At 71.0% G+C, this 24,980-nt stretch carries 27 protein-coding genes; 16 read left to right on the top strand and 11 right to left on the bottom strand.

Annotation, left to right across the window (positions count from 1 at the left end; all coding sequences use genetic code 11):
• Positions 1-113 precede the first annotated feature (113 nt).
• From J2X63_RS03895 to J2X63_RS03880, 4 genes are all read right to left on the bottom strand, one after another.
• Positions 114-2,165, bottom strand: coding sequence for a glycogen debranching N-terminal domain-containing protein (locus J2X63_RS03895; protein WP_309974098.1), 2,052 nt, complete (start codon positions 2,163-2,165; stop codon positions 114-116).
• On the bottom strand, positions 2,162-2,617 hold the full coding sequence (locus J2X63_RS03890) for an SCP2 sterol-binding domain-containing protein (protein WP_309974096.1): 456 nt from the start codon (positions 2,615-2,617) through the stop codon (positions 2,162-2,164). The genes J2X63_RS03895 and J2X63_RS03890 overlap by 4 nt, the downstream gene beginning before the upstream one ends.
• A gap of 76 nt (positions 2,618-2,693) precedes the next feature.
• Positions 2,694-3,014 carry a hypothetical protein gene (locus J2X63_RS03885; RefSeq protein ID WP_309974093.1) on the bottom strand — a complete coding sequence of 107 codons (321 nt, stop codon included), beginning with the start codon at positions 3,012-3,014 and terminating at the stop codon, positions 2,694-2,696.
• Positions 3,015-3,112: 98 nt separating this feature from the next.
• Positions 3,113-4,717, bottom strand: a complete 1,605-nt coding sequence (locus tag J2X63_RS03880) for a helix-turn-helix domain-containing protein (protein WP_309974091.1) — start codon at positions 4,715-4,717, stop codon at positions 3,113-3,115.
• A 97-nt stretch (positions 4,718-4,814) separates the two neighbouring features.
• On the opposite strand from J2X63_RS03880, the gene lysA reads away from it, so the two are divergent.
• The 15 genes from lysA (at position 4,815) to J2X63_RS03805 (ending at position 18,922) form a co-directional block, all read left to right on the top strand.
• Positions 4,815-6,125, top strand: coding sequence for a diaminopimelate decarboxylase (gene lysA / locus J2X63_RS03875; protein WP_309974088.1), 1,311 nt, complete (start codon positions 4,815-4,817; stop codon positions 6,123-6,125).
• A 76-nt stretch (positions 6,126-6,201) separates the two neighbouring features.
• Positions 6,202-7,143: an ABC transporter substrate-binding protein gene (locus J2X63_RS03870; RefSeq protein ID WP_309974086.1), complete on the top strand. Its 942-nt coding sequence runs from the start codon at positions 6,202-6,204 to the stop codon at positions 7,141-7,143.
• Positions 7,140-8,165, top strand: a complete 1,026-nt coding sequence (locus J2X63_RS03865; RefSeq protein WP_309974085.1) for an amino acid ABC transporter permease — start codon at positions 7,140-7,142, stop codon at positions 8,163-8,165. The genes J2X63_RS03870 and J2X63_RS03865 overlap by 4 nt, the downstream gene beginning before the upstream one ends.
• Entirely contained in the window at positions 8,162-8,968 is an 807-nt protein-coding gene (locus tag J2X63_RS03860) for an amino acid ABC transporter ATP-binding protein (RefSeq protein WP_309974082.1), read from the top strand. Before J2X63_RS03865 ends, J2X63_RS03860 begins: the two co-directional genes overlap by 4 nt.
• A 117-nt stretch (positions 8,969-9,085) precedes the next feature.
• Positions 9,086-9,712 carry an MEDS domain-containing protein gene (locus J2X63_RS03855; protein WP_309974080.1) on the top strand — a complete coding sequence of 209 codons (627 nt, stop codon included), beginning with the start codon at positions 9,086-9,088 and terminating at the stop codon, positions 9,710-9,712.
• Positions 9,713-9,726: 14 nt separating this feature from the next.
• Positions 9,727-10,701, top strand: a complete 975-nt coding sequence (locus J2X63_RS03850) for a helix-turn-helix transcriptional regulator (RefSeq protein WP_309974078.1) — start codon at positions 9,727-9,729, stop codon at positions 10,699-10,701.
• Positions 10,702-10,855: 154 nt separating this feature from the next.
• Positions 10,856-12,073, top strand: coding sequence for an epoxide hydrolase (locus J2X63_RS03845; RefSeq protein ID WP_309974077.1), 1,218 nt, complete (start codon positions 10,856-10,858; stop codon positions 12,071-12,073).
• Between the two features lie 6 nt (positions 12,074-12,079).
• Entirely contained in the window at positions 12,080-13,057 is a 978-nt protein-coding gene (locus J2X63_RS03840) for an alpha/beta hydrolase (protein ID WP_309974075.1), read from the top strand.
• The gene (locus J2X63_RS03835) at positions 13,035-14,114 is read left to right on the top strand and encodes a thioredoxin (RefSeq protein ID WP_309974073.1); all 1,080 of its coding nucleotides are present in this window, start codon (positions 13,035-13,037) and stop codon (positions 14,112-14,114) included. The genes J2X63_RS03840 and J2X63_RS03835 overlap by 23 nt, the downstream gene beginning before the upstream one ends.
• Before the next feature lie 114 nt (positions 14,115-14,228).
• The gene (locus J2X63_RS03830) at positions 14,229-14,732 is read left to right on the top strand and encodes a dehydrogenase (RefSeq protein WP_309974072.1); all 504 of its coding nucleotides are present in this window, start codon (positions 14,229-14,231) and stop codon (positions 14,730-14,732) included.
• A gap of 88 nt (positions 14,733-14,820) precedes the next feature.
• Positions 14,821-15,894 carry a winged helix DNA-binding domain-containing protein gene (locus tag J2X63_RS03825; RefSeq protein ID WP_309974069.1) on the top strand — a complete coding sequence of 358 codons (1,074 nt, stop codon included), beginning with the start codon at positions 14,821-14,823 and terminating at the stop codon, positions 15,892-15,894.
• A complete protein-coding gene (locus J2X63_RS03820) occupies positions 15,881-16,741 on the top strand; it encodes an alpha/beta hydrolase (RefSeq protein WP_309974067.1) in 861 nt (286 codons plus the stop codon). The genes J2X63_RS03825 and J2X63_RS03820 overlap by 14 nt, the downstream gene beginning before the upstream one ends.
• A gap of 41 nt (positions 16,742-16,782) precedes the next feature.
• Positions 16,783-17,319 (top strand): dihydrofolate reductase family protein, encoded by a 537-nt coding sequence (locus J2X63_RS03815; protein WP_309974065.1) that lies wholly within the window; start codon positions 16,783-16,785, stop codon positions 17,317-17,319.
• A gap of 119 nt (positions 17,320-17,438) precedes the next feature.
• Positions 17,439-17,999: a hypothetical protein gene (locus J2X63_RS03810; RefSeq protein ID WP_309974063.1), complete on the top strand. Its 561-nt coding sequence runs from the start codon at positions 17,439-17,441 to the stop codon at positions 17,997-17,999.
• 20 nt (positions 18,000-18,019) lie between these two features.
• Complete coding sequence (locus J2X63_RS03805; RefSeq protein WP_309974060.1) at positions 18,020-18,922, top strand: TerC family protein; 903 nt, start codon at positions 18,020-18,022, stop codon at positions 18,920-18,922.
• A 3-nt stretch (positions 18,923-18,925) separates the two neighbouring features.
• Here the strand turns inward: J2X63_RS03805 and J2X63_RS03800 are convergent, their stop codons facing one another.
• Both J2X63_RS03800 and J2X63_RS03795 read right to left on the bottom strand, forming a co-directional pair.
• Entirely contained in the window at positions 18,926-19,501 is a 576-nt protein-coding gene (locus J2X63_RS03800) for a dienelactone hydrolase family protein (RefSeq protein ID WP_309974058.1), read from the bottom strand.
• Between the two features lie 78 nt (positions 19,502-19,579).
• Positions 19,580-20,305 carry an SDR family oxidoreductase gene (locus J2X63_RS03795; RefSeq protein ID WP_309974056.1) on the bottom strand — a complete coding sequence of 242 codons (726 nt, stop codon included), beginning with the start codon at positions 20,303-20,305 and terminating at the stop codon, positions 19,580-19,582.
• Positions 20,306-20,412: 107 nt separating this feature from the next.
• Here J2X63_RS03795 and J2X63_RS03790 point away from each other — a divergent pair, with 107 nt between their 5' ends.
• Positions 20,413-21,312: an aminoglycoside phosphotransferase family protein gene (locus tag J2X63_RS03790; RefSeq protein ID WP_309974054.1), complete on the top strand. Its 900-nt coding sequence runs from the start codon at positions 20,413-20,415 to the stop codon at positions 21,310-21,312.
• Between the two features lie 57 nt (positions 21,313-21,369).
• Here the strand turns inward: J2X63_RS03790 and J2X63_RS03785 are convergent, their stop codons facing one another.
• From J2X63_RS03785 to J2X63_RS03765, 5 genes are all read right to left on the bottom strand, one after another.
• Positions 21,370-21,792, bottom strand: coding sequence for an acyl-CoA thioesterase (locus J2X63_RS03785; RefSeq protein WP_309974052.1), 423 nt, complete (start codon positions 21,790-21,792; stop codon positions 21,370-21,372).
• A gap of 89 nt (positions 21,793-21,881) precedes the next feature.
• A complete protein-coding gene (locus J2X63_RS03780; RefSeq protein WP_309974050.1) occupies positions 21,882-22,607 on the bottom strand; it encodes a CE1759 family FMN reductase in 726 nt (241 codons plus the stop codon).
• Complete coding sequence (locus tag J2X63_RS03775) at positions 22,604-23,095, bottom strand: MarR family winged helix-turn-helix transcriptional regulator (RefSeq protein ID WP_309974048.1); 492 nt, start codon at positions 23,093-23,095, stop codon at positions 22,604-22,606. Before J2X63_RS03775 ends, J2X63_RS03780 begins: the two co-directional genes overlap by 4 nt.
• Positions 23,092-24,279: a CE1758 family FMN-dependent luciferase-like monooxygenase gene (locus J2X63_RS03770; protein ID WP_309974046.1), complete on the bottom strand. Its 1,188-nt coding sequence runs from the start codon at positions 24,277-24,279 to the stop codon at positions 23,092-23,094. The genes J2X63_RS03775 and J2X63_RS03770 overlap by 4 nt, the downstream gene beginning before the upstream one ends.
• An 80-nt stretch (positions 24,280-24,359) precedes the next feature.
• Positions 24,360-24,914: an HPP family protein gene (locus J2X63_RS03765; RefSeq protein WP_309974044.1), complete on the bottom strand. Its 555-nt coding sequence runs from the start codon at positions 24,912-24,914 to the stop codon at positions 24,360-24,362.
• Positions 24,915-24,980 lie beyond the last annotated feature (66 nt).

Genomic DNA, 24,980 nt, shown 5'->3' with positions numbered 1-24,980 from the left:
CGACCGACGGCCGCCCCACGGCGGCCATCCACCGGATTCTCATGCGTTCGCCCGCGGGCGCGACCCGCCGGTGGCTGGCTCGGCTCGACGCCGTGGCCTCTGAGGCCACGGGTTCAGGCGTCGCGTCCCACGTCGACGAGCCCGCGCCCGAACGCGTCGATGCGGCCCCACCGGCCCGGGATGTCGAGCAGCTCGATGCGGCCGATGCCGACGGGCACGGCGGGGTCGACGACGAGGTGCTCGTCCATCGGCTCGAGGCCGAGCATCGTGCGGAGCAGCAGCAGCGGCGCCCCCGTCGACCACGCCTGGGGGCTGCACGCGGTGGGGTACTGTACCGGATACCGCGTCAGTTCGCGCTCGTAGCCGCCGAACGCCTCGGGCAGCCGGCCGGCGAAGAACTCGGCCGCCTCGAGGATGCCGGCCGCGATGCGGGCGGCCTCGGCCTTGAAGCCGTAGCGGCGCAGGCCCCACGCGATGAACGAGTTGTCGAAGGGCCACACGGTCCCCACGTGGTAGCCGATCGGGTTGTAGCGCGCCTCGCCCTCCGCGAGCGTGCGCACGCCCCATCCCGAGAAGAGGCGCGGCCCGAGCAGGTGCCCGGCGATGGCGGGCGCCTTGTCGTCGTCGACGATGCCGCTCCACAGCAGGTGCCCGATGTTCGACGACAGCACGTCGACCTGCGCGCCGTCGGGGTCGAGCGCGAGGGCGAAGTACTGCCCGTCCTCGACCCAGAAGTCCCGGTTGAAGCGCGACCTCAGCGCTGCGGCATCCGCTTCGAGCTCATCGGCGAAGTCGGGATCGTTCCAGAACCGCCGGGCCAGGCGGGCCGCGCGCCGCTTCGCGTCGTAGGCGTAGCCCTGCAGCTCGCAGGTCGCGCGCGGGAACCCCGGCAGACGTCCGTCGTGGTACGAGATCGAGTCCCACGAGTCCTTCCAGCACTGGTTCTCGAGGCCGGTCTCGACGTTGCGGCGCTGGTAGGCGATGTAGCCGTTGCCCTGCAGGTCGGCGTAGGTGTCGATCCAGGCGAGCGCGGCGCGCGCCTCCTGCTCGAGGTCGCGCACGAGCTGGGCGTCGCCGGTCCACCGTTCGTACTCGTCGAGGAGCACGACGAACAACGGCGTCGCATCCGCGCTGCCGAAGTAGGGGGAGTGGGGGCGCTCCTCGAAGGCGGTCATCTCGCCGTAGCGCATCTCGTGCAGGATGCGACCCGGATCCTCGTCGCGGAAGTCGTCGACGCGCGTGCCCTGCCACGTGCCGAGCACCCGCAGGGTCGTGGCCGCCAGGTCGGACTCGAAGGGCAGGGTCTGCAGGCTCGTGAGGATGCTGTCGCGGCCGAACATCGTCATGAACCAGGGGAGGCCGGCCGCCGGGAGGCTGCGGGAGCCCGCGATGATCGGCGAGAAGCGCAGCGCCGCGAGGTCGACCAGGCTGCGGTGGTACGTCGTGGTGAGCGAGTCGTTGTCGGACACCAGCCGCGGCGCGCGCCCGATCCAGTCGTCGAGGTCCTGCAGCATGTTCCGCAGGGGCGGTGCGCCACGCGCCGGCCGGGGGACGATCGGCAGCCCGTCGGGTCCGAGCAGGGTCGGCACGACGCGCAGCTCGGTGCTCCACGTGCCGTGCGGTTCGATCCGCACCGTGAAGCCGAGGCCGTGTTCGTCGACCTCGGCCGGCTCGGTCGACGAGATGGTCGTCGTGCGCAGGAACGTGTCGCGCTGGTACGCCAGCACGAGGCGGCCGTCGTCGACCCGCGACCCGGTCGTGCCCTTCTTCTGCAGCGCGTCCTTCACCTCGAACAGGTCGGCGAAGTCGCTGCCGGCGTCGAGGCGCACCGCGAGCTCGACCGCGTGCTCGTCATGGTTCAGCAGCGTCAGCTGCTCACGGAATCCGCCCTCGACGACGCGCTGGCGGATGACCGTGAGGTTCGCGTCGACGTACACCGTGCCCGTGCCGGGGACGAGGAAGAACTTCGCCTCGAAGTAGTGCAGGTCGTCGGTCGACAGCGACGTCAGGCGCTCGCCGCCGATGGTGAGCACCCATCGCGAGAGGAACCGCGTGTCGAACGAGAAGAACCCCGTCGGGTCGGTGGGCGACGCCTCGATGTCGCCGCGCCCGTCGCTGACCACGAACGTGTTGCCGTCGAGGATGCGCACGAGATCGTCGGTCATGGCGGCGCTGCTCCGGTTCCGGATGCCTCGCGGCCGGCGATGTCGGCGCTGGCCCGGTCGGCCTCGCCCAGGTCGGCGGCTTCGGCGCTGGTCACGCGCGCCGGCTGCGCCGTACCTCTGGGATGCCCCGGGAACAGCCGCTGTACGAGCACGAGCACCTCTGGGTCCCCCTCGACGATGAGCGCCCCGCGCAGGAACGCCGCCATCGCCCCGGTGCGACCGCCCACGATCTCCTCGAAGAGGTCCTCGCCGACGATGACCACGCAGTCCGCGGTCACTTCGCCGTCCTCCGACGTCACGCGGACGTCGCCGCGGTCGAGGTGCAGGACCCGATGGTCGACGGATGACCCGTCGCCGATGTCGAACCGCACCGTCGCACGCACCCGCTCCAGCAGGGGCTCATGCCCTCGCCGGCCCAGCTCGTCGAAGAACGCAGCGGTCGATGACTTCATCGGGATCCTCAGGCGTCATCCTACGGCCGCCGACGCCGTTGGTCACGGGTTGCGCGCTCGGCGCGGCCGAGGGCGACTACAGCGATGACCCGCCGTGCACGCGGACGCGACCTCGGAGGAACGGCAGCGCCGGTGCGCGGTATCGGAGCGCCGGCGGGTCGGTCGGCGCCAGCGCGATCTCGGCGCGGCCGAAGCGCCACATGCGGTTGAACAGGTACACCCCGATCGTCACGGTCTCGTCGGCCGGTACCTGCCACGTGCCGATGCCCCACTGGGCCGGCTGGCCGAGTCCGGCGATGACGAGGGTGGGCCGAATGCCGCCGTAGAGCGCGAACCACGGCTTGTGCAGGGTCAGCTCGATGCGACGGATCGACCGGTCGTCGGTCTCAGCCGGCATCAGCGGCGCTCGACCGGTTGGAACGTCACGTGCGTCTCCCGACTGCTGGCGGCACGGGCAGGGCGCGCCTGAAGCCTGATCAGCGTACCCCTTCGCGATCACGCGCTGGCGCGGAGCTGGAGCCATACGGCGAGACGCTCGTCCGGCGTCTCGAGGTGCATGCCGTGCGCATCGGTCGCTCGTGCGAGACGGTGTCGCACCGTGTTCTGATGCACGCCGAGACGCTCCGCAGTCTGCGCCACGTTGCCGAAGCACTCGAGCCAGGTGAGGAGGGTGTCGGCGATCGGCCGTGTCGCCACCGTGGCTCGCAGCGAGTCGATCGCCGGGTCGCGCAGCTCGTCGGATGCGGCGAACAGCTCGGCGACGCGCTGGACCACGAGGCTGGGGCGGACGCCGGCCGCGGTGACGATGCGCGGCATCCGGGGATTCGATCCGCGTGCAGCGGCGCCGAGGAGGCGATCGGCGAGTTCCCGTGCGCCGGCGACCTCCCCGGAGCGGTGCACGGGTCCGGCGACGGCCACGCTGCTGCCCTCGCCGACGAGCCGGTCGACGAGCGGGAGCAGCGGTTCGGCCGCCCTGACCGCTTCGTCGACGCTCCCGGCGGCGAAGAGCGTGTAGACGCGCCCGCGGTGCGCGACGGCGACGGCATCGGGCCGGTGCAGCACGAGGTGCCGGATCACCGTGGACCGCAACTGCGCGATCGCGGTGGGACCGGCGCCCGGCACCTCGAACCCGAGCAGCGCCGCACCGCGTTCCTCAGGAATGCCGAGCTCGGCGAACTCGGTGCCGGTCAGGTCGATGCCGGTCAGCAGGGTGCGCAAGCGGTCCTCTCGGGGACGCTGGTTCGTCGCGTGCAGACGGAAGTCGTCGAGCAGATGCGCGCCGGCGAGCTCGCTCGCGCGACGCATCCGCTCGTCCTGTTCGGGTGTGACGGGACCCTCGCCCGATGCGTCGATCGCCCAGATGCTGCCGAGCGGCAGGGCGCCCGCCCGGATCGCCACGGCCACCCGCGGCTCCTCCGCGCCGAGGCGCGGGTACTTCACGGCGCCTTCGGATCGCAGCACGGTGCGGTACTGGTCGTCGTTGTACGGGGACGCGGGAACCTGCCGCGCGAGGATGCCGTGGGTACGCAATGCGTCGATGAGCTGTCCGGGCACCGACGAGTAGGCGAGGATGTTGCGGCTGAGGTCCTCGATCGCGACGGAACCGCCGAAGAACTCCGCCAACTCGTTGGCGAGCGCGAAGAGGGGTTCCGCCCCCCGATCCTGCGGAACGGCGAGGGGCGTCTCAGCCTCCCCGAGCAGGCGCGTGAGCTGCGCGTCGAGCAGTCGCCAGCTGATGCGGTCGGCGACCCGGAGCAGTGGGAGCCCGGTCGACTCGCTGACGGCGGCCAGCGCGGGGAGCCGATCGGCGCTGCACTTCACGGCCAGGCCCGCCGCGCCGCGGTCGGCTGCGCCCGCGGCGACCGCGGCCAGCCGTGCGGTGCTGAGCGAGGCGGTCGACGGCGCGAGCAGCAGCGTGCCCGTGGCATCCGGAACGTCGTCGGCGATGTCGAGGAACTCGGTGCCGATGACGTGTGCAGCGCCGCGGAACGACCCGACCGGCGTGATGGTGCGCGGACCGAGCTGTTCGACGAGTTCCGCAAGGGTGACTCGCGGTCCGAGCAGCCTCGCCCCATCGGTTGGAGGAATCACTGCATCCATGCGCCAAAGCTATCCGAAATCTCTCACCATCGGTGATGGTGCCCTCCCTAGGCTGGCCGACGTCGACGGCGTGGACGCGGTCGACGGAGGAGGAACGATGACCCCGACCCGGCCCGCACCCGACGGCACCCGCCTCGGCGAGCTCTGGCGAATCCTGCCGGAGGAGGCGACCGCGAACGACGACGGGGTGCTCGAGATCGGCGGCGTCGCCGTCACCGAACTCGCCGAGCGGTTCGGCACGCCCTTGCACGTCTACGACGAAGCAGGGCTGCGGCGGCAGGTCCGGCGCTTCGTCGACGGGCTCCATGAACGCTGGCCGAACTCCGACGTGCTGTTCGCGTCGAAGTCGCTGCCCGCGGTCGGCATGTATCGCGTCGCACACGAGGAGGGCCTCGCGGTCGACATCGCCGGCGGTGGCGAACTGCGGCTCGCGCTCGCCGCCGGAGTCGACCCGGCCCGGATCTTCTTCCATGGCAACGCCAAGACCGACGCGGAGCTGCGAATGGCCCTCGACGCGGGGATCGGCACGATCATCGTCGACAACGACGACGAGCTCGACCGGCTCGAGCGGCTGCTCGAACGGCCGCAGCGCCTCCTGCTGCGCGTCATCCCAGGTGTCGAGGCGAAGACGCACGCATCCCAGGCCACGGGCGGCCTCAATTCGAAGTTCGGATTGCCGATCGAGCAGGCCGAGCGCGCCATCACCCGCATGCAGGCGCATCCCCTGATGGTGTTCGAGGGCGTGCACCTGCACATCGGCTCGCAGATCCTGGACACCGCACAATTCGCCGAGGCCGTCGCGAAGATCTCGACCGTCGGCACGTTCGCCACCTACGACGTGGGCGGCGGGCTCGGCGTGAGCTACACCTACGCGGAGGAGGCGCCGACGGTGGACTCCTACCTCGATGCGATCGTCGCGGCGGCACGCGAACACCTGCCCGCCGACGCCAGGCTCATGATCGAACCCGGCCGGTCGATCGTGGCCCGGGCGGGAGTGACGCTCTACCGGGTGACGACCGTCAAGCGCACCGGGCGCACGTTCGTCGCCGTGGACGGCGGCCTGGCCGACCAGATGGACATCGCGCTCACTCACCAGCGCTACGAGGCGATCATCGCCGACCGCCTCCTCGAGCCATGGACCGAGACGGTGCAGCTCGTCGGGCGCCAGTGCGAATCGGGCGACCTGCTCGTCGACGGCGCGGGCATGCCGCCGGCGCGGGTCGGCGACCTCGTCGTGATGACCGGCACCGGCGCCTATGCCTACACGATGTCGAACAACTACAACGGCGCCCTCAAGCCGGCGATCGTCTTCGTCAGCGACGGCGACGCGCGCCTCGTGACCCGCCGCGAGACCTATGACGACCTGCTCGCCACGCATGCGCCCGCCATGGCGCATGCCCTCGCCTGAGACCCGGGCGCCGAACCGACCACGGCGCGGCCGTCCCGACCACGACCCGATCACCCCACGACAAGGAAGTCACCCCATGATCGCTCGCACCACCACCCCGCTCCTCAGCGCCACGGCGGTCGCCGCCGCGCTGATGCTCACCGGATGCTCCGGCGTCGGCGGCTCGGGAGACGACGCCGCCGCGGCATCCGGCCCTGACCTGCCCGTCGGCGACGAGGTCTCGACGACCGCCGACCCGGCGCTCGCGGCACTGCTGCCCGAGGAGATCGTCGACAAGGGCCGGATCGACGTCGCCGTCGACATCCCCTTCCCGCCGATGGCGATGTACGACGACCAGAATCGCGCCATCGGGTTCGACCCGGAGCTCGGCCGGCTGCTCGGCCAGAAGCTCGACATCGACGTGTCGCTCAACAAGCAGGCGTTCGACACGGTGATCCCGTCGCTTCAGGCGGGCAACAACGACCTCATCATGAGCGGCATGAACGACACCCCCGAGCGCGAGGAGACCCTGAGCTTCGTCGACTACACGCACGGGGGCTTCGCCATCCTCGTGCCGGCGGGCAATCCGAAGGACGTGTCGACGCAGACGGACCTCTGCGGCATGACGGTGTCGGTGCAGAAGGCCACCGTGCAGGGCGAGCTGCTGCGTGCGATGGACTGCGGCGCCGACCCGGTCACCGTGACGGAGCTGCCCTCCGATCTCGACGCACAGACCGCACTGCGCGCGGGCAAGAGCGACGCGTACGTCGCCGATGCGGTGGTCGCCGAGTACGTCGCGGCGACGACCGACGACGGGAAGGCCTTCGACGTGGTGCGCGACCCCGAGAATCCGGCCGGGTTCGACCCGGTCTACAGCGGCATCGGCATCCTCAAGGGAGACACCGAGCTCGTCGACGCGATCCGGCAGGCGCTCCAGGCGCTCATCGACGAGGGCACGTACCAGCAGGTGCTCGAGCGCAACAACATCGGCGCGTACGCGGTGGAGTCGGCCGCGGTGAACCAGGGATCGGCGCAATGACGCTGCAGGGCCGGGGCGACGGCCGGGGTCACGGGCAGGGCCAGAGTCTGCTGGCCGGCCCGTCCGCGAACGCCCCGGCACCGGATGCCACGGATGACGACGTCGTGGCGATCCCGCTGCGTCGGCCGTGGCGGTGGATCAGCGCCGCCGTGGTGCTGCTCCTCGTGGCGGCGTTCGCCTTCTCGGTGCTGACCAACCCCAACATCGACTTCGCCGCCATCGGGGAGTTCCTCTTCGACCCGAGGATCCTCGAGGGCGTCTGGCTGACCGTGGTCATCACCGTGATCGCGATGGTCGTCTCGACGGTGCTCGCGATCGTCATCGCGGCGATGCGGCTCTCGTCCAACCCCGTGCTGTCGACGGTGGCGTGGTGCTACGTCTGGGTCTTCCGCGGCACGCCGCTGCTCGTGCAGATCGTGCTCTGGGGCTATCTCGGGCTGCTCTACGCGAAGCTCAGCGTCGGCGTCCCGTTCACCGACGTCGTGTTCTGGCAGGTGAACACGAATGAGCTCATCAGCGCATTCGTCGCGGGCCTGCTCGCCCTCACGCTGAACCAGGCGGCGTACTCGTCCGAGATCGTGCGCGCCGGCATGGTGTCGGTCGACGAGGGCCAGCACGAGGCGGCGTACTCGCTCGGCATGTCGCCGCTCTACACGTTCCGTCGGGTGCTGCTGCCGCAGGCCATGCGCGTCATCATCCCCCCGATGGGCAACGAGACCATCTCGATGCTGAAGAACACGTCGCTGCTGTCGGTGATCGCCGTACTGGAGATCTACACGCAGGCCACGGTGATCTCGTCGCAGAACCTCAAGCAGGTCGAGCTGCTGATCGTCGCGAGCCTCTGGTACCTGTTCATGACCAGCGTGCTCTCGATCCCGCAGTACTACCTGGAACGCCGGTACGGTCGCGGCACCTCGCGCAACCTGCCGCCCACCCCACTGCAGCGGATGCGCCGTGCATTCGCCGCCCGCCGGCCGGGCCCATCGCCGGCCCCCGAGACGAAGGCGGTCAGCGTCGTATGAGCATCACCGTTCCCACCACCGATTCCGCCACGCCGACGCCGACACGATCGCTCGTCGAGATCCGCCGGGTGCGCAAGAGCTTCGGAGCGCACGAGGTCCTGCGCGACGTGTCGCTCGCCGTGCCCGAGGGCACCGTCACCGTGCTGCTCGGACCTTCGGGCTCCGGCAAGTCCACGCTGCTGCGCTGCATCAACCACCTCGAGACCATCGACGGTGGCCGCATCATCGTCGACGGCGAGCTCATCGGGTACCGGCAGGCCGGACATGCCATCCACGAGATGACGCCGAAGCAGATCGCCAGGCAGCGGCGAGACATCGGAATGGTGTTCCAGCGCTTCAACCTGTTCCCGCACATGACCGCGCTCGAGAACATCGTCGAGGCCCCCACCGGCATCGGAGGCGTGCCCCGGACGCAGGCCAGGACACGGGCGAAGGACCTGCTCGACCGGGTGGGCCTCGCCGACTTCGCCGCGCACTATCCCGCCCAGCTCTCAGGAGGGCAGCAGCAGCGCGTCGCGATCGCCCGGGCGCTCGCGATGGATCCGAAGCTCATGCTGTTCGACGAGCCCACGTCGGCCCTCGACCCCGAACTCGTCGGCGACGTGCTCGACGTCATGCGGGAGCTCGCGAAGGAGGGCATGACGATGATCGTGGTCACGCACGAGATCGGCTTCGCGCGAGGCGTCGCCGACCAGGTGGTGTTCATGGATGGCGGCGTGGTCGTCGAGGCGGGTCACCCCGAGCAGGTCCTCGACCGTCCGCAACGACAGCGCACGCGCAACTTCCTCGAGAGCGTGCGGTAATCCCCTGATCTCACCGCGCAGCTCGGCGGGCCCGCCATCTCGGGCGATGACATTTCGGGCGCGAGGGAGCATGCTGTTCCCACATATCGGTTGTTCACCTGGGACGGAAGATCGGACATGCCCCCTGAGTTCCCGAGCGCCCGCGAGCCCGTCACGTTCGCCGGGGGAGTACTCGACCCGTACCGTCATGTGTGCGCGTTCGTGGACGCCCCATGGGTGGACCCGGTCTTCGACCCGTTCATCGCCGACGGGGTGGAGCGGGGCGATCGTCTGCTCTACCTCGTCGACCCCGCGACATCCGCTGCCCCGGTCAACCGGCTGCGCCGACTCGGCTTCGACGCCGGCGCCCTGCTCGAGGACCACCGGGCCGAGGTGCGCACCTGGACGGAGACGTACCTCAGGGGCGGCAGCTTCGACCAGGCGGCGATGCTCGACGTGCTCGACGAGGTGCTCGTCGCCCAGCGGTCGCCGCGCATCCGCATGCTGTGCGACATGGGATGGGCCGCGGGCCGCGCCGACCTCGACGCGCTCATCGAGTTCGAGGCGAGGGCGAACTTCATCCACGCCCAGCACGACCATCTCGTGATCTGCTCATACGAGGCGACGAAGTTCGACGGGGCCTTCGTCGTCGACATCCTGCGCACGCACCCGATGGTGCTGATCGGCGGGATGCTCCAGGAGAACCCGTTCTTCATCCCGCCGTCGGAGTTCCTTGATGAGCGCGACGCACGAGCGGTGAGCTGAGCGGCTGGGCCGAGATGGATACCGCGTCCGCACGTCCGGCCCGCGAGTTCCCGCCTGCGCCGGTCGCCCCGATCGGCTCGGCCGTCGACACTCGCCGTTGGCTCCGCGACCTGGGCGCCCTCCTCGCCCTGCCCGCGATGTGGGTCGACCACGAGCCGCCCGAGATCGCCACGGGCCTGCTCAGCGTGCTCTTCGGCATCCTCCAGCTCGACGGTGCGTACGCACGATTCGACGACGGGCAGGATGACGGGCGACCGCTCGAGTCGTGGCGGCCGACGGGCGGCCGGATGGCGGTCGAGCTGCGGGCGGTGCTCGAGGCCGACCCCGTTCCGCCGCCGGGCCTGACGGCGACGGAGGTCGTGGTGGACGAGATCGGCACGGTGCGCGTGGCGAGCCTGCCGATCGCGCTGCCGTGGGAGACCGGGCTGGTGCTCGTGTCCGCCGGACGCGCCGACTTCCCCAACGAGATGGAGACGCACCTCCTTCGCGTGGCCGTGAGCCAGGCCGCGATCGCCGTGCACACCGCGCGGCGGATCCGCCGGGAGCACGCTGCACGCCTCGAGGCGGAGGCGGCGCTGTCGCACCAGAACGAGCTCCTCCGTGGGCTCGTCGAGGATGCCGAACCCTCGCTCGCCGCGATTTCCCGTCGCATCGCGGATGCCTCGCGGCTGGTCGCCGAGGTCGAGTCCGCGCATGCGGCGTCGTGGCGTCGTGCCGGCACGACCACCTCGCCCGTGGCATCCGACCGGCACGGAACTGGGAACGGGAAGGGCAGCGGCGTCGATCCCTCGCCGCAGCCGTCGTTGACCCGCCGCGAGATGGAGGTGCTGGGGCTGCTCGCGCAGGGCCTCAGCAACAAGGAGATCGCCGGCGTGATGTGGCTGAGCGACCGCACCGTCGAACGCCACATCACGAGCCTCTATCGCAAGATCGGCGTGGCGCGGCGCAGCGAGGCGACCGCGTTCGCGCTCCGGAACGGGATGGGGTAGTCGTGCGGCGGAGTGAGCGGAGTGAGGGGTTCCCCTCAACTCGCGCGAGGAGCCGCCGTGGATTGGCGAGGCCCACGGACGCCCTCGCGAGCGCGCCGCGGGAGTCTCGACGTGCGGCACCGGCCGCCACCATCTCCGAAGGAGCACGTACGCCATGACCATCACCGAACCCCGCCCCGACGCGGAGCACCGCGAGGACGACACCTCGATCCGCCCGTTCACCGTCGCATTCCCCGACTCCGATCTCGAGGACCTGCGCCGCCGCATCCATGAGACCCGCTGGCCCGACCGGGAGATCGTCAGCGACACCTCCCAGGGCGTGCAGCTCGACGTCATGACCGAGCTCGCCCGGCGCTGGGAGGCGTACGACTGGCGCACCGCTGAGGCACGCCTCAACGAGCTGCCGCAGTTCGTCACCGAGATCGACGGCGTCGACATCCACTTCATCCACGTGCGTTCGCAGCATCCGGGTGCCCTGCCGATGATCGTGACCCACGGATGGCCGGGGTCGATCATCGAGCAGCTGAAGATCGTCGGCCCGCTCACCGACCCCACCGCGCACGGTGCGAGCGCCGAGGACGCGTTCGACCTCGTCATCCCGTCGCTGCCCGGGCACGGCTTCTCCGGCAAGCCCACCGAGACCGGCTGGGACCCGATCCGCATCGCACACGCGTGGATCGAGCTGATGCGTCGCCTCGGCTACGACCGCTACGTCGCCCAGGGCGGCGACTGGGGCAATGCCGTGACCGAGCAGATGGCCCTGCTCGAGCCCGAGGGGCTCGTCGGCATCCACACCAACATGCCGGCGACCATTCCCGACGCGATCCAGAGCGCGCTGACGAACGGCGAAGCGCCCCCCGAGGACCTCTCGGCCGAGGAGCGCGGCGCCTGGGACCAGCTCGCGTTCTTCTACGCGCACGGCCTCGCCTACGCGCAGGAGATGGGCAACCGTCCGCAGACCCTGTACGGGATCGCGGACTCGCCGGTGGGCCTCGCCGCGTGGATGCTCGACCACGACGCCCGCAGCTACGACCTGATCGCGCGGGTGTTCGACGGGGCATCCGAGGGACTGACCGCCGATGACATCCTCGACAACGTGACGCTCTACTGGCTCACGAACACGGCGGTCTCGTCGGCGCGGCTGTACTGGGAGAGCAAGCTCCCCTTCTTCGCGCCCAAGGGCGTGAAGCTGCCGGTCGCGGTGAGCGTGTTCCCCGAGGAGATCTACGCCGCACCGCGCAGCTGGGCGAGGCAGGCGTATCCGAACCTGATCCACTTCAACCGCCTCGAGCGTGGCGGCCACTTCGCGGCGTGGGAGCAGCCCGAGTCGTTCTCGCAGGAGATGCGCGCCGCGTTCCGGTCGCTGCGGTGATCCGGCATGGCTGACACGGGATCGTTCGCGAGCATCCGGCAGGTGGACGCCGGTGCCCTGAGCGTGGGCTACGCCGAGGTGGGGCCGTCGGACGGCCCGGCGGTGCTGCTGCTGCACGGGTGGCCGTACGACATCCACAGCTACCTGGATGCCTCGGGGCTGCTCGCCGAGCAGGGGTTCCGCGTGATCGTGCCGCACCTCAGGGGGTACGGCTCCACGCGGTTCCTCGATGACGATGCACCCAGGAACGGCCAGCAGGCCGCCCTGGCGTTCGACGCCGTCGCCCTGCTCGACGCGCTCGGCATCGACCAGGCGGTCGTCGGCGGCTTCGATTGGGGTGCGCGATCGGCGGACATCGTGGCGGCGCTCTGGCCCGAGCGGACCCGTGCTCTCGTGGCCGTGAGCGGCTACCTGATCGGCGACCCGGCGGTCAACCGCCGGCCGCTGCCGCCGGCGGCCGAGCTCTCGTGGTGGTACCAGTTCTACTTCGCCACCGAGCGGGGGCGCGACGGCTACGACCAGTACCGCGACGACTTCGCGCGCCTCATCTGGCACACGGCCTCACCGCGGTGGAGCTTCGACGACGCGACGTTCGCGCGCAGCGCGGCATCCTTCGACAACCCCGACCATGTCGCCATCGTGATCCACAACTACCGCTGGCGGCTGGGACTCGCCGAGGGCGAGTCGCGCTACGACGACGTCGAACGACGGCTGGCCGCCACGCCGTCGATCGCCGTGCCGACCATCACCATGGAGGGCGACGCGAACGGTGCGCCGCATCCGCAACCCGAGTCGTACGCCGGCCGGTTCACCGGGCCGTACGAGCACCGGCTGATCACCGGGGGCGTCGGGCACAACCTGCCGCAGGAGGCGCCCGAGGCGTTCGCGTCCGCGATCGCGGATGCGGCGGGGTTGGCCGCCGACCGCGCCACCACCGCGCCCCAGACGACTGGAGGAACAGATGTCCGATCACATCGAGAATGAGGAGGCGGTCGCCGCGACCGTCATGAGGGAGGGCCGTGGCGGCCTGTTCCGCTCGCTCGCGCACCGCCTCGCGGGGGATCGGGAGGTGCTCCCCGACGAGGGCCGCCTCCCGTCGTTCGACCGGGCGACGAGCTGGCTGAACTCCGAGCCGCTCACGCCGGCGGGCCTGCGCGGCCGCGTGGTGCTCGTCGACTTCTGGACGTACACGTGCGTCAACTGGTTGCGCACGTTCCCGTACCTGAAGGCATGGGCGGAGAAGTACGCGGACGCCGGGCTGACGATCGTCGGCGTGCACACGCCCGAGTTCGGCTTCGAGCACGAACTGCGCAACGTCATCGCGCAGTCGGGCGCACTCGGCGTGCAGTACCCGATCGCCGTCGACAGCGACTACGGCGTCTGGAACGAGTTCGCGAACCACTACTGGCCCGCCGTCTACCTCGCCGACGCCGAGGGCCGCCTGCGCTACCACCACTTCGGCGAGGGCGAGTACGCCCGCACCGAGATGGTGATCCAGCAGCTCCTCGTCGAGGCAGGCGCTGAGGGCGTCGACATGGACCTCGTCATGGTCGACCCGCAGGGGCTCGAGGTGGCCGCCGACTGGCGTTCGCTGCGATCGCCCGAGACCTACCTCGGCTACGGCCAGAGCAGCGGATTCCTCGCGGAGGACGCCGCGCTCTACGACCGTCCGCACGACTACGAGGGGGCCGACGGCCTGCCGCTCAACGCGTGGACCCTCACCGGCGTCTGGACCCAGGCGCAGCACGCCGCGGTGCTCAACCAGGCGGGCGGGCGCATCTCGTTCGCGTTCCAGGCGCGCGACGTGAACCTGGTGATGGGACCGGCGATCGTGGGTGGGTCGATCCCGTTCCGGGTGCGGCTCGACGGGAGGGACCTCGGCGGGGCGAACGGCACCGACGTGGATGCCGACGGCCGGGGCGTGGTGCGCGACCAGAACACCTACCAGCTGGTCCGGCAGTCGGGGCCGATCGAGGAGCGGGTCTTCGAGATCGAGTTCCTCGAGGCGGGCGCGGAGGCGTACTGCTTCACGTTCGGGTGAGCGGCATTCCGGGTCGCGCCGGTCGCGCGGGTCGCGCCGGCCGCCGGCCGCGGTGACGTGGCCGACGACGCTGCATTCCGGGAGAATGGAAGGAGACGTGGAAGGGCCTGACACATGAGCGAGCTGACGACGGACGCGACGACGGATGCTGCAGTGACGGATGCGACGACGGCGGCGACCCCGCCCGGCCGGGCCGCGGCGACCACGCCGCACGGCCCCGGCCACCACGCGATCGGCTGCCCCGAGTGCTTCGAGGAGCTGCAGCGCAACCGCGACTGGTGGAAGGCCCGGCCCGAGGGCTCGCGGCTCGTCGGGCTGGTGGTCGCGCGCGACGACATGCCGTCGGTCGTGCAGCAGCGCAACGACCTCGCCGCGTTCGGCGTGGCGATCCTCGACTTCAAGCACCCCGCGCCCGAGGGCACGATGACGTGGGAGCAGCGGTTCGGCCTGCTGTTCGAGACGCTGCGCGCCGGCGACGTGCTCGTGGTGGCGAACGAGCGTGCGCTCGGGAGCACGTCGGAGGAGGTCGCTCGCACGATCCGCACTCTCCAGCGGCACAACCTCGTCGTCAAGGTGCTGAGCCACGGCGCCCCCCATCTCGAGACGGCGTCGCTCTAGACACGCGGGAGCGGGAGGACGTGCTGGAGCGCATCCGGCGGGGCGAGAGCGCTGGTCGCGCGACGCCGGCGCCCCATACGCTGCAAGGGTGATCACCGACCGCGACATCGCCCGGTGGCGGCTGCACTCGCAACTGCTCGCCGCACCCGCCGAGAGGGCCGAGGAGGTGGTGCGCTCGTTGGTGGCGGTGCAGGCGGAGAACCCGTCGCAGTCGGCCTGGGCCGTGGCGACCCGCACCACCTCGCCCGGCCAGGACGACCTCGCCGAGGCCCTCGCCGACGGGCGCGTCCTGCGCATCCACGTGCTGCGCTCGACCTGGCACTACGTGCACGCCGACGACGCGCAGTGGCTGCAGGAGCTCACCGCGCCGCGGGTGATGCCGGTCTTCGCGCAGCAGCTGCAGCCGCTGGCCGATCGGCTGCCCGCACTCGACGACGCCGTCGAGGCGATGCTCGCCGAGTCGCCCGACCGTACACGAAGCGATCTGGCGGCCGCGCTGGCCGAGCGCGGCGACGAGCTCACCGGCCAGCAGCTCATGCTGCTGCTCGGACGCCTCGAGGTGCTCGGCCTGGTGTGCAGCGGAGTGCCGCGCGACGGCGAGCACACCTACGCGCTCTTCGCCGATCGCGTGCCGACGCCGAGGCGCCTCGACCGCGACGACGCGCTCGCCGAGATCGCCCTGCGCTACTTCACCTCGCATGGGCCGGCGACCGAGCGCGACCTCGCGTACTGGGCCACGCTCACCGTGACCGACGTCCGTCGCGGGATCGCCGCGGCATCCGACCGGCTCGCCTCCTTCGAGCACGATGGGCGCACGTTCTGGCACGCGCCAGGTGACGCCCCGGCATCCGCATCGCCGGCCGGTCACCTGCTGCAGGTGCTCGACGAGATGTACCGCGGCTACCAGGACTCGCGGTGGGTGCTCGACGCCGATGGGGTCGTGCCGCGCGCCCGCGAGGCCGCGATCGGCATGGCGCTCGTCGGCGGGCAGCTCGTCGCCGGCATGAAGCGCACGGTCACCGCGAAGGCGGTCACATTCTCCTTGCGCGCGCACCGAGTGCTGGCCACGCGCGAGACGTCGGCGATCCGGGATGCCGCCGAGCGCTACGGCGACTTCCTCGGCCTCGAGGCGCGGGTGGTGTTCGACGATGTCGCGAGCTGACGTGCGAGCGCTGCGGGTGGAGCGACCCGACGGCGCCGTGATCGCGGCCGAGGCGATCGGCGAGCCGGGGCACCCCGTCGTCCTGCTCGTCGCCGGGGGCGAATCGTCGATGGACTGGTGGCGGCCCGAGTTCTGCGAGCTGATCGCCGATCGTGGGTTCCGCGTGGTGCGATACGACCAGCGCGGCATGGGGGAGACGACGCTGGGTCCGCCGGGCACGCGACGCGACGGACTGCCGGTCGCCGTCGACGATGCGCTCGCGGTGCTCGCCGCCGTCGCCGCGCCCGACGCGCACTGGGTCGGGTTCTCCGCGGGCGGGTGGATCGCGCAACTGGCTGCGCTCGATCACCCCGACCGGGTTGGAGCGCTCACCTTGGTGTCCACGAGCCCGACGATGTTCGAGGCCGATCCCGACCTGCCCGGCGCGACCGCCCGCATGCGGGAGGCGTGGGCGAACCCGCTGCCGGAGCCCGACTGGAGCGACCCCGACGCGGTGATCCAGCACCACGTCGACGTCGACCGCGACTACGCCGGCGACGAGTTCGATGAGGCGCACGACCGCGCGATCTGGACCGACACGGTGGGCCGGTCGCCCGGCATGCACCGCGACGAGGGCGGGCCGGATGTCATCGAGGAGGCTCCGCGCTGGCGGGAGCGCCTTGGCGAGATCCGGGTGCCGACCACGGTGGTGCACGGCACGGCCGACCCCGTGTTCCCGCTCGGCAACGGGGAGGCGCTGGCGCGCGACATCCGCGGGGCCCGGCTCGTGACGATCCCCGGCGGCGGGCACGAGCTGCCCCCGGCGGCGTGGCCCGCGGTGGTCGAGGCGATCACCGGCACCCCGTGACATCCGGAGCCCGACGCGGCAGGCTGGACCGCATGGGAACCGTGACGATCTCATTCGAAATGACGCTCGACGGGGTGTTCGACCAGATGGAGCACTGGTTCGACGAGAACGATCCGGGGCTGCAGCGGGCCTCCGACGAGCTCGTCTTCGGCGCCGACGCGGTGCTGCTCGGTCGCGAGAGCTACGAGTTCTTCCGCGAGTACTGGCCGAAGCAGACCGATGACCGCGGCTTCGCGGCGCACTACAACGCGCTGCCCAAGTACGTCGCATCGACGACGCTCACCGGTCCGCTCGACTGGAACGCCACCCTCATCGAGGGCGACGTCGCCGAGGCGGTGCGCGGGCTGCGCGAGCGGTACGGGTCGATCATCTCGCACGGCTACGGCGGGCTGGCGGCCACGCTCGTCGACGCCGGCCTGGTCGACGAGATCCGCGCCGGCATCCACCCGTTCCTGGTCGGCACCGAGGGGCAGCGGCTGACCACGCCGCATCCGGTCGGTCTACGGCTGCTCGGCGTGGAGGCATCCGCCTCGGGCATCATCGCCGCGAGATACGCCCCGGCGTCGTCGGCGACCTGATCGACGGCGAGCGTTCCGGTCGCGCGTGAGCCGCGTTCGGGGGAACGCGGCCTCGGGCGATCGGGCGTACCCTGCGTGTGTCGGCCCACCCGAGGGTCGTCGGACGGAGTGCCACGATCATGCGACGCGCCCGCAGCTCCAGAGTCGGTGTCACCCTCGGCGTCGCCGTGGCCGCCATCCTCACCCTGGGCGTCACGGCGCCTGCCCACGCCGAGCAGGTCGTCACGAGTGACGGTCTCGCGTTCCGCGTCGTCGTGGCGGGCGCGTCGGGCCAGGGCGACGCCGACGCCGACGCCGACGGCGACGGCGTGTCCGACGCATCCGACGTGTGCGCCGGCACCACGTTCACCGCGGGTCCGGCCGACCTCAAGCTCGAGGGCGACTCCGCTAAGGCCAAGGCCAAGCCCAACGCCAAGCCCAACGCCGAGGCCGAGCCCGACGATCACCCGGCCAAGCCGAAGCGCGACCACAACCGGGGCGAGCTGAAGCCCAACCACTCCTGGTCGACCAGCGAGGCCGGCTTCGTCGACGCGACCGGCGCGGTCCGGTACACCCTCGACGAGACGGGCGGATGCTCCGCCGAGCAGATCATCGCCGCCGCAGGCCTCGGCAAGGGGCACATGAAGCACGGCATCTCGGTCGGTGCGATGAGGAAGTGGATCGCGTCGCTCGAGAAGTGACGTGCACCTAGCATGAGCGGGTGGACTTCTCACTCGCCTTCACGCCCGATCTCATCGCCGTCTTCGTCACGCTGTTCGTGCTCGAGATCGTGCTCGGCGTCGACAACGTCATCTTCATCTCGATCCTCGCGTCGAAGCTGCCGAAGGAGCAGCAGGCCCGGGCCCGCAACCTCGGCCTGACCCTGGCGATGGTCATCCGGGTGGTGCTCGTGTTCTTCGCGGGCTGGATCATCACCCTGAAGGAGGACGTCGTCGTCTGGTTCGGGATGGGCTTCTCGATCAAGGACTTCATCCTCATCGCGGGTGGCCTCTTCCTCGTCTACAAGGCGGTCACCGAGATCCACCACAAGCTCGAGGGCGCCGAGGAGGAGCATGGCGGCGCCGCGCCGAAGCGCATCACCTTCAGCTCGGTCCTCATCCAGATCCTGCTGCTCGACATCGTCTTCTCGCTCGACTCGGTCATCACCGCGGTCGGCATGACCGAGAACCTCCTCGTCATCATCACCGTCGTCGTGCTGTCGTTCGGCATCATGCTGTTCGCGTCGCGCTTCATCTTCACGTTCGTGAACCGGCACCCCACGGTGAAGATGCTCGCGCTGTCGTTCCTCCTGCTCATCGGGGTGTTCCTCATCGCCGAGGGCTTCGGCATCAAGATCGACAAGGCGCTCATCTACGCGCCGATGGCGTTCGCGATCCTCGTCGAGGCGCTGAACCTCGTCGCGTCCTCGCGCAAGGCGAAGCGCGAGCAGCGTCGCCAGCACGCGGTGCAGCTGCGTCCGCAGTACCCCGACGTCGACGAGTCGGTCGCGGTGTCGGCGGCGCTGTCCGAGCGCACGCCGGGCGCCGGCTCGGTCGGCCTGTCGCGACAGCCGGTCGCGGGCGACGAGACGGATGCCTCGGAGGAGCGCGCCGGCCTCGGCTGAGCCTCAGCCGACTCGCGCGAGGAACTCGAGCACCCGCTGCGTGAGGAGCTGCGCGGCCGCCGCGTCGTAGCTCGGCAGGCTGGAGTCGGCGAAGTAGTGCTGGTCGCCCGGGTAGAGGTAGAGCTCGGCGTCGTCGGCGGAGGCCACGAGCTCCCGCGCCGCGTCGACGTCGCCCTCGTCCATGAAGATCGGGTCGGCGTCGGCCCCGTGGATCTGCGCGGGCAGGCCGGCCGGCCAGCCGCCGAACTCCGACGGCGGCAGGCAGGAGTAGAAGAACAGGGCGCCCTTCGCGCCGGCGCGCGTCTGGGCGAGCTGCTGCGCCGGCACGACGCCGAGTGAGAAGCCGCCGTAGACGAGCTCGTTCGTCAGCGACTGGGCGGCGCGCTCGCCGCGGGCCATGATCTCCTCCCAGCCGACCTCCTTGGCGTAGCCGACGCCCGCCTCGATCGAGTCGAAGGTGCGTGCGTCGAAGAGGTCTGGCGTGTGCACGGTGTGGCCCGCGCGACGGAGGTCGTCGGCGAAGGCACGCAGGCCCTCGGTGGGACCCAGTGCGTGATGGAAGAGCAGGACCTCGGCCATCGTGATACTCCTGTCTGTCGGTCGAACGACTCGGTCGCTCGCACGGTACTCGCTCGCGCGACGGCTGTCGACGAGCGCTCACTCGAGCAGTTCGACGACCTCGCCGGGGCGTCCGTGCTCGAGCAGGTGCAGCACCCGATCCGCGACCTCCTGGGGCGGGATGAGCCGCCCAGTCGCACGCTGCTGCTCGGCGGTGAGCGCGGCGAACTGCCGGTGCGCGCGATCGAGCCCGATCCAGCCGGGCACGACCGCCATGACGCGAACGTCGGCCCGACCGCCGAGCGAGGTCGTGAAGCGGCGAAGGCCGGCCTTCGCGGCGCCGTACTCGGGTGACCCGTAGGGTTCATCACCCTCGCCGCCGCTCGACCCGATATTCACCACGGCGCCGCTCGCCCCGACGCCGCCGCCCGCTCCGCCGACCGCCGCGAGCCGCGGCCACAGCCGCTGGGCGAGCAACAACGGCGCGACCAGGTCGAGCGTCAGCGCACCGAGCCAGGCGTCGGGTTCGGCGTCGGGGTACTGCGGGCCCGGCGACCAGCCTCCGGCATTGTTCACGAGCGCCGTGATGCCGGAGACGCCGGCGAGCGCATCGGCCGCCGCCTGGATGCCGTCGATCGTCGACAGGTCGGCGGCGACGACCGCGACGGGCGACCCGTGCCGGGCCTCGAGGTCGTCGGCCGTCGCCCTCGCCGCCGTCAGGTCGCGGTCGATGAGGAGCACGCCGTGACCATGCGCCAGCAGCGTCTCGGCGATGACGGCGCCCAGCCCGGCGGCGCCACCCGTGACCACGACGATTCCGTGCATGCCGCCATCCTGCTCGGGGGCACCGACAGTGGGCGGGGAAGCGAACCGCGGCGGGCGGGGAAGCGAACATCAGGGTGTGGCAAGCCGGGAGTGGCAAGCTGGGTCGGATGCCTCTCCACCCCGACGAGCTGCCGATCGACGTCGGCCTCGCTGCCGCCCTCATCGCACGTGACCGACCCGACTGGGCCGGCCTGCCGGTGATCCTCGCCGGTGGAGGAACCGACAACGTGATGTTCCGCCTCGGTGCCGAGCTGTTGGTGCGGATACCGCGCACGGCCGGAGGAGTGGGCTCGCTCCGCAAGGAGCGCACGTGGCTTCCCCGCCTCGCGCCCGCCCTGTCGGTTCTCATCCCGGAACCGGTGCACGCAGGTTCCCCGTCGGACGCGTACCCGGTCGAGTGGTCGGTGTACCGGTGGATCGACGGCGCCCCACCGGCGTCCGACACCGTGACGGACTGGCGACGGTTCGGCGACGACCTCGCCGCCGTCGTGCGCGACCTGCACCGCATCGATCTCATGGGCCAGCGACGGTCGGGCGACCTGAGCTGGTATCGGGGCGGCAGCCTCCGAGAGGTCGAGGCGGGGGTCGCGCAGGCCTTCGACGAGGCTCGTCCGCTCGTGGGTGACGAGCTCGACCTCGACCGGCTCGAGCAGTGGTGGTGCGACGGGCTGGCCCTCCCCGACTCGCGGACGCCGCACGTGTGGCTGCACGGCGACCTGCGCCCGGGCAACCTCCTCGTCGCCGGGGGCCGGCTTCACGCGGTCATCGACTTCGGGGCGCTCTCGGTCGGCGCGCCCGATGCCGAGCATGCCGCCGTCTGGGACCTCCCGCAGGCCGCCCGCGACGCCTACTGGAACGCGCTGCACCTCGACGAGGCGACCTGGCAGCGCGCCCGGGCCTGGGCGATCGCCGTGGCGATCTTCGGCATCCCCTACTACTGGCGCACCCTTCCCGAGTTCGTCGCGGAGTGCCGGGCGCGCCTCGGGGCGATTCTCGCCGGCAGCTAGCGACGACGGGGGAGCGGAGCGGCGCCCGCACTGGCGCCGCGCGCGTGCCGGAGTCCGCTAGTGCCCCGCCTCGAAGAAGATCGCCCGCAGGTCGTCGGGCCAGTCGGTCGCGCGCCGTGTCGTCGCGTCGACGTGCGCCACGATCATCAGGCACGTGGCGACCGTCGTCCCCGCGGCATCCGCCATCGTGCACTCGATGATCGCGTCGGGCCCGTGGAACTCTCGCACGAACGAGGTGATCGTGATCTCCTGGTCCGCGTTCACCGGTCGGCGGAAGCTGATCTCCATGCGCCGGATCCACGTCATGAAGCCGAGCGTGTCGAGGGTGGGCAGGTCCCACCCGGCGTACTTCGCGAGCGCCTCCATGCGGTGGTCGGTGAAGTACCTGGCGTAGTTGCCGGTGCTCAGGTGCTGGAACGGATCGAGCTCCGAGAAGGCGACTCGGTGCGTGGTCTCATACACGATCGGCTGCTTCGCCATACCCCAAAGCTACGCCGATGCCGGCCGGTGCCGTCGGTTCGGGCCGGTGAGGTCGGTTCCCGCGGGCGCAGTCGGTTCCGGATGCCGCGTCAGCGCCCTCCGCCGGCGGCGAGCCGCATCAGGTCGGTGTCGAAGTCGACGTCCGCGACCGAGCGCTCGGCGGCGGTCGCGTTTCCGGCGAACTGGTGCTGGTAGCCCGACCAGTTGCCGTCGGCGATGGAGGCGCCGACGCCGCTGCGCAGGAACAGCGTGAGCTCCGTGGCCGCGCGGGTGATGCGGTCGCCGAGCGTCGTGGATCCCCAGTCGTCGGGCGCGGCGAACAAGGACGTCGGCATCGGCATCGCGCGGAGGAACGCGAACAGCGGGCGCAGCTGCTCGTCGACGACCATCGCGTGCCGGGGCGTGCCCGCCGTGGCGGCGAGGATGACCGGCTTCGCGATGAGCAGGTCGTTGTCGAGCACGTCGGCGAACGACTTGAACAGCCCGCTGATGCCCGCCTTGTAGACCGGGGTGCTCGCGATGACGGCGTCGGCTCCGGCGAGGAGCTCGATCGCCGCCTGCAGGCGCACGCCGGGGAATCCGGCCACGATCGCCTGGGCGATCTCGACGGCGAGCCCGCTCAGCTCGATCACGTTCACGGTCGCGGGCATCCCGGCTTCGCCGAGCAGGTCGATCGTCTTCTGCGCGGCCCGGTCGGCGAGCAGCCGCGTGGTGGACGGGTCGCTCACGCCTGCGCTGACGACGACGAGCCGCAGGGGCCGGCTCGCGGCATCCGTTGCGAGCTGAGCGGGCGTGTGGATGGGAGTGCTGGTCATGAGAGGTTCCTTCGCATGGCGAGTTGCTGCACCTCGGCCGAGGGGCCGGAAGCGCCGGCGAGCAGGGCGAGGCTGAGGTCGCGCAGCATCACGATCTGGTCGTGATCGAGGGCGCGGCCGAGCGCCTCGGTGACGTGCCGGGCGACCCCGGCGCCGACGCGGCGCTGGGTGTCCAGTCCGGCTGGGGTGAGGCGGATGCGGCGTGCCCGGCCGTCGGCGGCATCGTCGACCCGCTCGACGAGGCCGCGGGCCTCGAGGCGCACGATGAGGCGTGACATGCCGGGCTGGGTGATGAGCACGTCGTCGCCGAGCTCCGTGATCCTGAGCCCCTCGGGCTCGGACGAGAGAGCGAACAGCACCGCGTACTCGCGGGTGAGCAGGCCCTCCCAGATGTCGGCGTCGGTGAGCTCGCGGGCGATGGTGGCCTGGGCGCGGTAGTACGCCTCCCAGGCCTCGTTCGCGAGCCGGGCATCGTGCGCCACGGTCACGCCGCCAGGGGGAAGCGCGCCGGAGCGTTCGGGTCGCTGTCCTGGTAGGGCGAGGCACCCGACAGGTTGTCGCCCCGGTTGGGGTTCGGGCGGGGCTGACGGGGCTCCGAGTCGCCGTACTTCGCGGTGACGAGACTCGCGTGCGTCGGGGCATCCGGAACCCCGGGCGCCCGTCGCGCCGCCATCTCCTTGCGCAGCACCGGGACCACCTCGGTGCCGAGCAGCTCGACCTGCTCGAGCGCGACCTCGACGGGGAGCGCCAGGCCGTCGAGCGACCACAGCTGCCGCTGGTAGTCGCCGAATCCCTCCTGGAATGTGAGCGTCTTGTCGATGACCTCCTGCGGGCTGCCGACGCTGAGCGGCGTGCGGGCCATGAAGTCGTCGAGCGAGCTGCCCTTGAAGAGCGGGTACTCCTCGAAGTACGGCCGGAACGCGGCGACGGCGTCCTGCGAGCGCTTCGCGATGAAGGCCTGTCCGCCGAGGCCGACGATCGCCTGGTCGCGGGTGCCGTGACCGTAGTGCTCGAACCGGTCGCGGTAGAAGTCGACGAGCGGCTTGAAGTGGAAGTTCGGGGCGAGCACGTTGTTCGCGAAATAACCGTTGCCGTAGAAGGCGGCCTGCTCGGCGATCTCGGGAGTGCGGATCGAGCCGTGCCACACGAACGGCGGCACGTCGTCGAGTGGGCGCGGGGTCGACGTGAAGCCCTGCAGCGGGGTGCGGAAGCTGCCCTCCCAGTCGACGACGTCCTCACGCCAGAGTCGGTGCAACAGGTTGTAGTTCTCGAGCGCCAGCGCGACGCCCTGGCGGATGTCCTTGCCGAACCACGGGTACACGGGCACGGTGTTGCCACGACCGACCATGAGGTCGAGCCGCCCCTTCGCCACGTGCTGGAGCATGGCGTAGTCCTCCGCCAGCTTCACGGGGTCGTTGGTCGTGATCAGGGTGACCGACGTGCTCAGCACGATCTGCTCCGTGAGCGCGGCGATGTGCGCGAGCAGCGTGGGCGGCGACGACGGCACGAACGGGGGATTGTGGTGCTCGCCGAGTGCGAACACGTCCAGGCCCACCTCATCGGCCCGCTGCGCGACGCGCACCAGGTTGCTGATGCGCTCCGCCTCGCTCTGGGTCGTTCCGGTGGTGGGGTCGGGGGCGATGTCGCCGACGCTGAAGATGCCGAACTGCATGGGGTCCGCCTTTCTGCGGTCGTTCGAGAAAGGTAAACAACATGACTGAGCATGTATTCCCGGATGCCGCCCGCGCCGCCTCACGCCTCCCGGGGGGATGGACGGGTGCCGAGCAGCGCGTTCAGTCCCCAACCCGCGATGATGACGAACGCGAGGGCCGACGCCATCGAGAGGATGCCGATCGGGTCGGCGATCACGCCGAGGCTGATGATCATCGTGGTGGCTCCGGCGGGTGGATGCGGCAGCTTCAGGGCGCTCAGCACGAACGCCGTGATGGCCACGGAGAACGCAGCCGCCAGGAGGTAACCGGGAGTGAGGCCCTGGTCGGGTGCCGACGGCTGGCCGTCCATGCCGAAGACGATCAGGCAGAGCACGCCGGCGCCGATGCCGACCCCGTGCCCGACCGCGGCGTTCAGCGGTCGAGACGACGGATCCTTGGCGGCGCCGAAGATCAGCATGACCGTCGGGCCGAGGCTCGGGAACAGCCACGGCGTGCGCAGGGCGAGGCCGATGGCGCCGGATGCCGCGAGCACGACGAGGCTGAGCAGGCCCACGTACGCTCCGGTGCCGGGGGAGCCGGCCGCCTTCGTCAACCGGTCGAGCACCGGCCGGCGGGTCGAATCGTCCACGGTCATCGCAGTCTCCATCCCGGTCTGTTGGGGTGGAAGCTACGCGCGGGTTCGACGGGCGCACAACGGGCT

It is taken from the genome of Agromyces sp. 3263 (assembly GCF_031456545.1).
Taxonomy (GTDB): domain Bacteria; phylum Actinomycetota; class Actinomycetes; order Actinomycetales; family Microbacteriaceae; genus Agromyces.
This window is presented reverse-complemented; position numbering and strand designations above follow the sequence as displayed.

Coding starts and splice junctions, on each gene's coding strand:
- J2X63_RS03895 (WP_309974098.1), bottom strand. CDS start 2,165: ATGACCGACGATCTCGTGCGCATCCTCGACGGCAACACGTTCGTGGTC.
- J2X63_RS03890 (WP_309974096.1), bottom strand. CDS start 2,617: ATGAAGTCATCGACCGCTGCGTTCTTCGACGAGCTGGGCCGGCGAGGG.
- J2X63_RS03885 (WP_309974093.1), bottom strand. CDS start 3,014: ATGCCGGCTGAGACCGACGACCGGTCGATCCGTCGCATCGAGCTGACC.
- J2X63_RS03880 (WP_309974091.1), bottom strand. CDS start 4,717: ATGGATGCAGTGATTCCTCCAACCGATGGGGCGAGGCTGCTCGGACCG.
- lysA (WP_309974088.1), top strand. CDS start 4,815: ATGACCCCGACCCGGCCCGCACCCGACGGCACCCGCCTCGGCGAGCTC.
- J2X63_RS03870 (WP_309974086.1), top strand. CDS start 6,202: ATGATCGCTCGCACCACCACCCCGCTCCTCAGCGCCACGGCGGTCGCC.
- J2X63_RS03865 (WP_309974085.1), top strand. CDS start 7,140: ATGACGCTGCAGGGCCGGGGCGACGGCCGGGGTCACGGGCAGGGCCAG.
- J2X63_RS03860 (WP_309974082.1), top strand. CDS start 8,162: ATGAGCATCACCGTTCCCACCACCGATTCCGCCACGCCGACGCCGACA.
- J2X63_RS03855 (WP_309974080.1), top strand. CDS start 9,086: ATGCCCCCTGAGTTCCCGAGCGCCCGCGAGCCCGTCACGTTCGCCGGG.
- J2X63_RS03850 (WP_309974078.1), top strand. CDS start 9,727: ATGGATACCGCGTCCGCACGTCCGGCCCGCGAGTTCCCGCCTGCGCCG.
- J2X63_RS03845 (WP_309974077.1), top strand. CDS start 10,856: ATGACCATCACCGAACCCCGCCCCGACGCGGAGCACCGCGAGGACGAC.
- J2X63_RS03840 (WP_309974075.1), top strand. CDS start 12,080: ATGGCTGACACGGGATCGTTCGCGAGCATCCGGCAGGTGGACGCCGGT.
- J2X63_RS03835 (WP_309974073.1), top strand. CDS start 13,035: ATGTCCGATCACATCGAGAATGAGGAGGCGGTCGCCGCGACCGTCATG.
- J2X63_RS03830 (WP_309974072.1), top strand. CDS start 14,229: ATGAGCGAGCTGACGACGGACGCGACGACGGATGCTGCAGTGACGGAT.
- J2X63_RS03820 (WP_309974067.1), top strand. CDS start 15,881: ATGTCGCGAGCTGACGTGCGAGCGCTGCGGGTGGAGCGACCCGACGGC.
- J2X63_RS03810 (WP_309974063.1), top strand. CDS start 17,439: ATGCGACGCGCCCGCAGCTCCAGAGTCGGTGTCACCCTCGGCGTCGCC.
- J2X63_RS03800 (WP_309974058.1), bottom strand. CDS start 19,501: ATGGCCGAGGTCCTGCTCTTCCATCACGCACTGGGTCCCACCGAGGGC.
- J2X63_RS03795 (WP_309974056.1), bottom strand. CDS start 20,305: ATGCACGGAATCGTCGTGGTCACGGGTGGCGCCGCCGGGCTGGGCGCC.
- J2X63_RS03790 (WP_309974054.1), top strand. CDS start 20,413: ATGCCTCTCCACCCCGACGAGCTGCCGATCGACGTCGGCCTCGCTGCC.
- J2X63_RS03785 (WP_309974052.1), bottom strand. CDS start 21,792: ATGGCGAAGCAGCCGATCGTGTATGAGACCACGCACCGAGTCGCCTTC.
- J2X63_RS03780 (WP_309974050.1), bottom strand. CDS start 22,607: ATGACCAGCACTCCCATCCACACGCCCGCTCAGCTCGCAACGGATGCC.
- J2X63_RS03770 (WP_309974046.1), bottom strand. CDS start 24,279: ATGCAGTTCGGCATCTTCAGCGTCGGCGACATCGCCCCCGACCCCACC.
- J2X63_RS03765 (WP_309974044.1), bottom strand. CDS start 24,914: ATGACCGTGGACGATTCGACCCGCCGGCCGGTGCTCGACCGGTTGACG.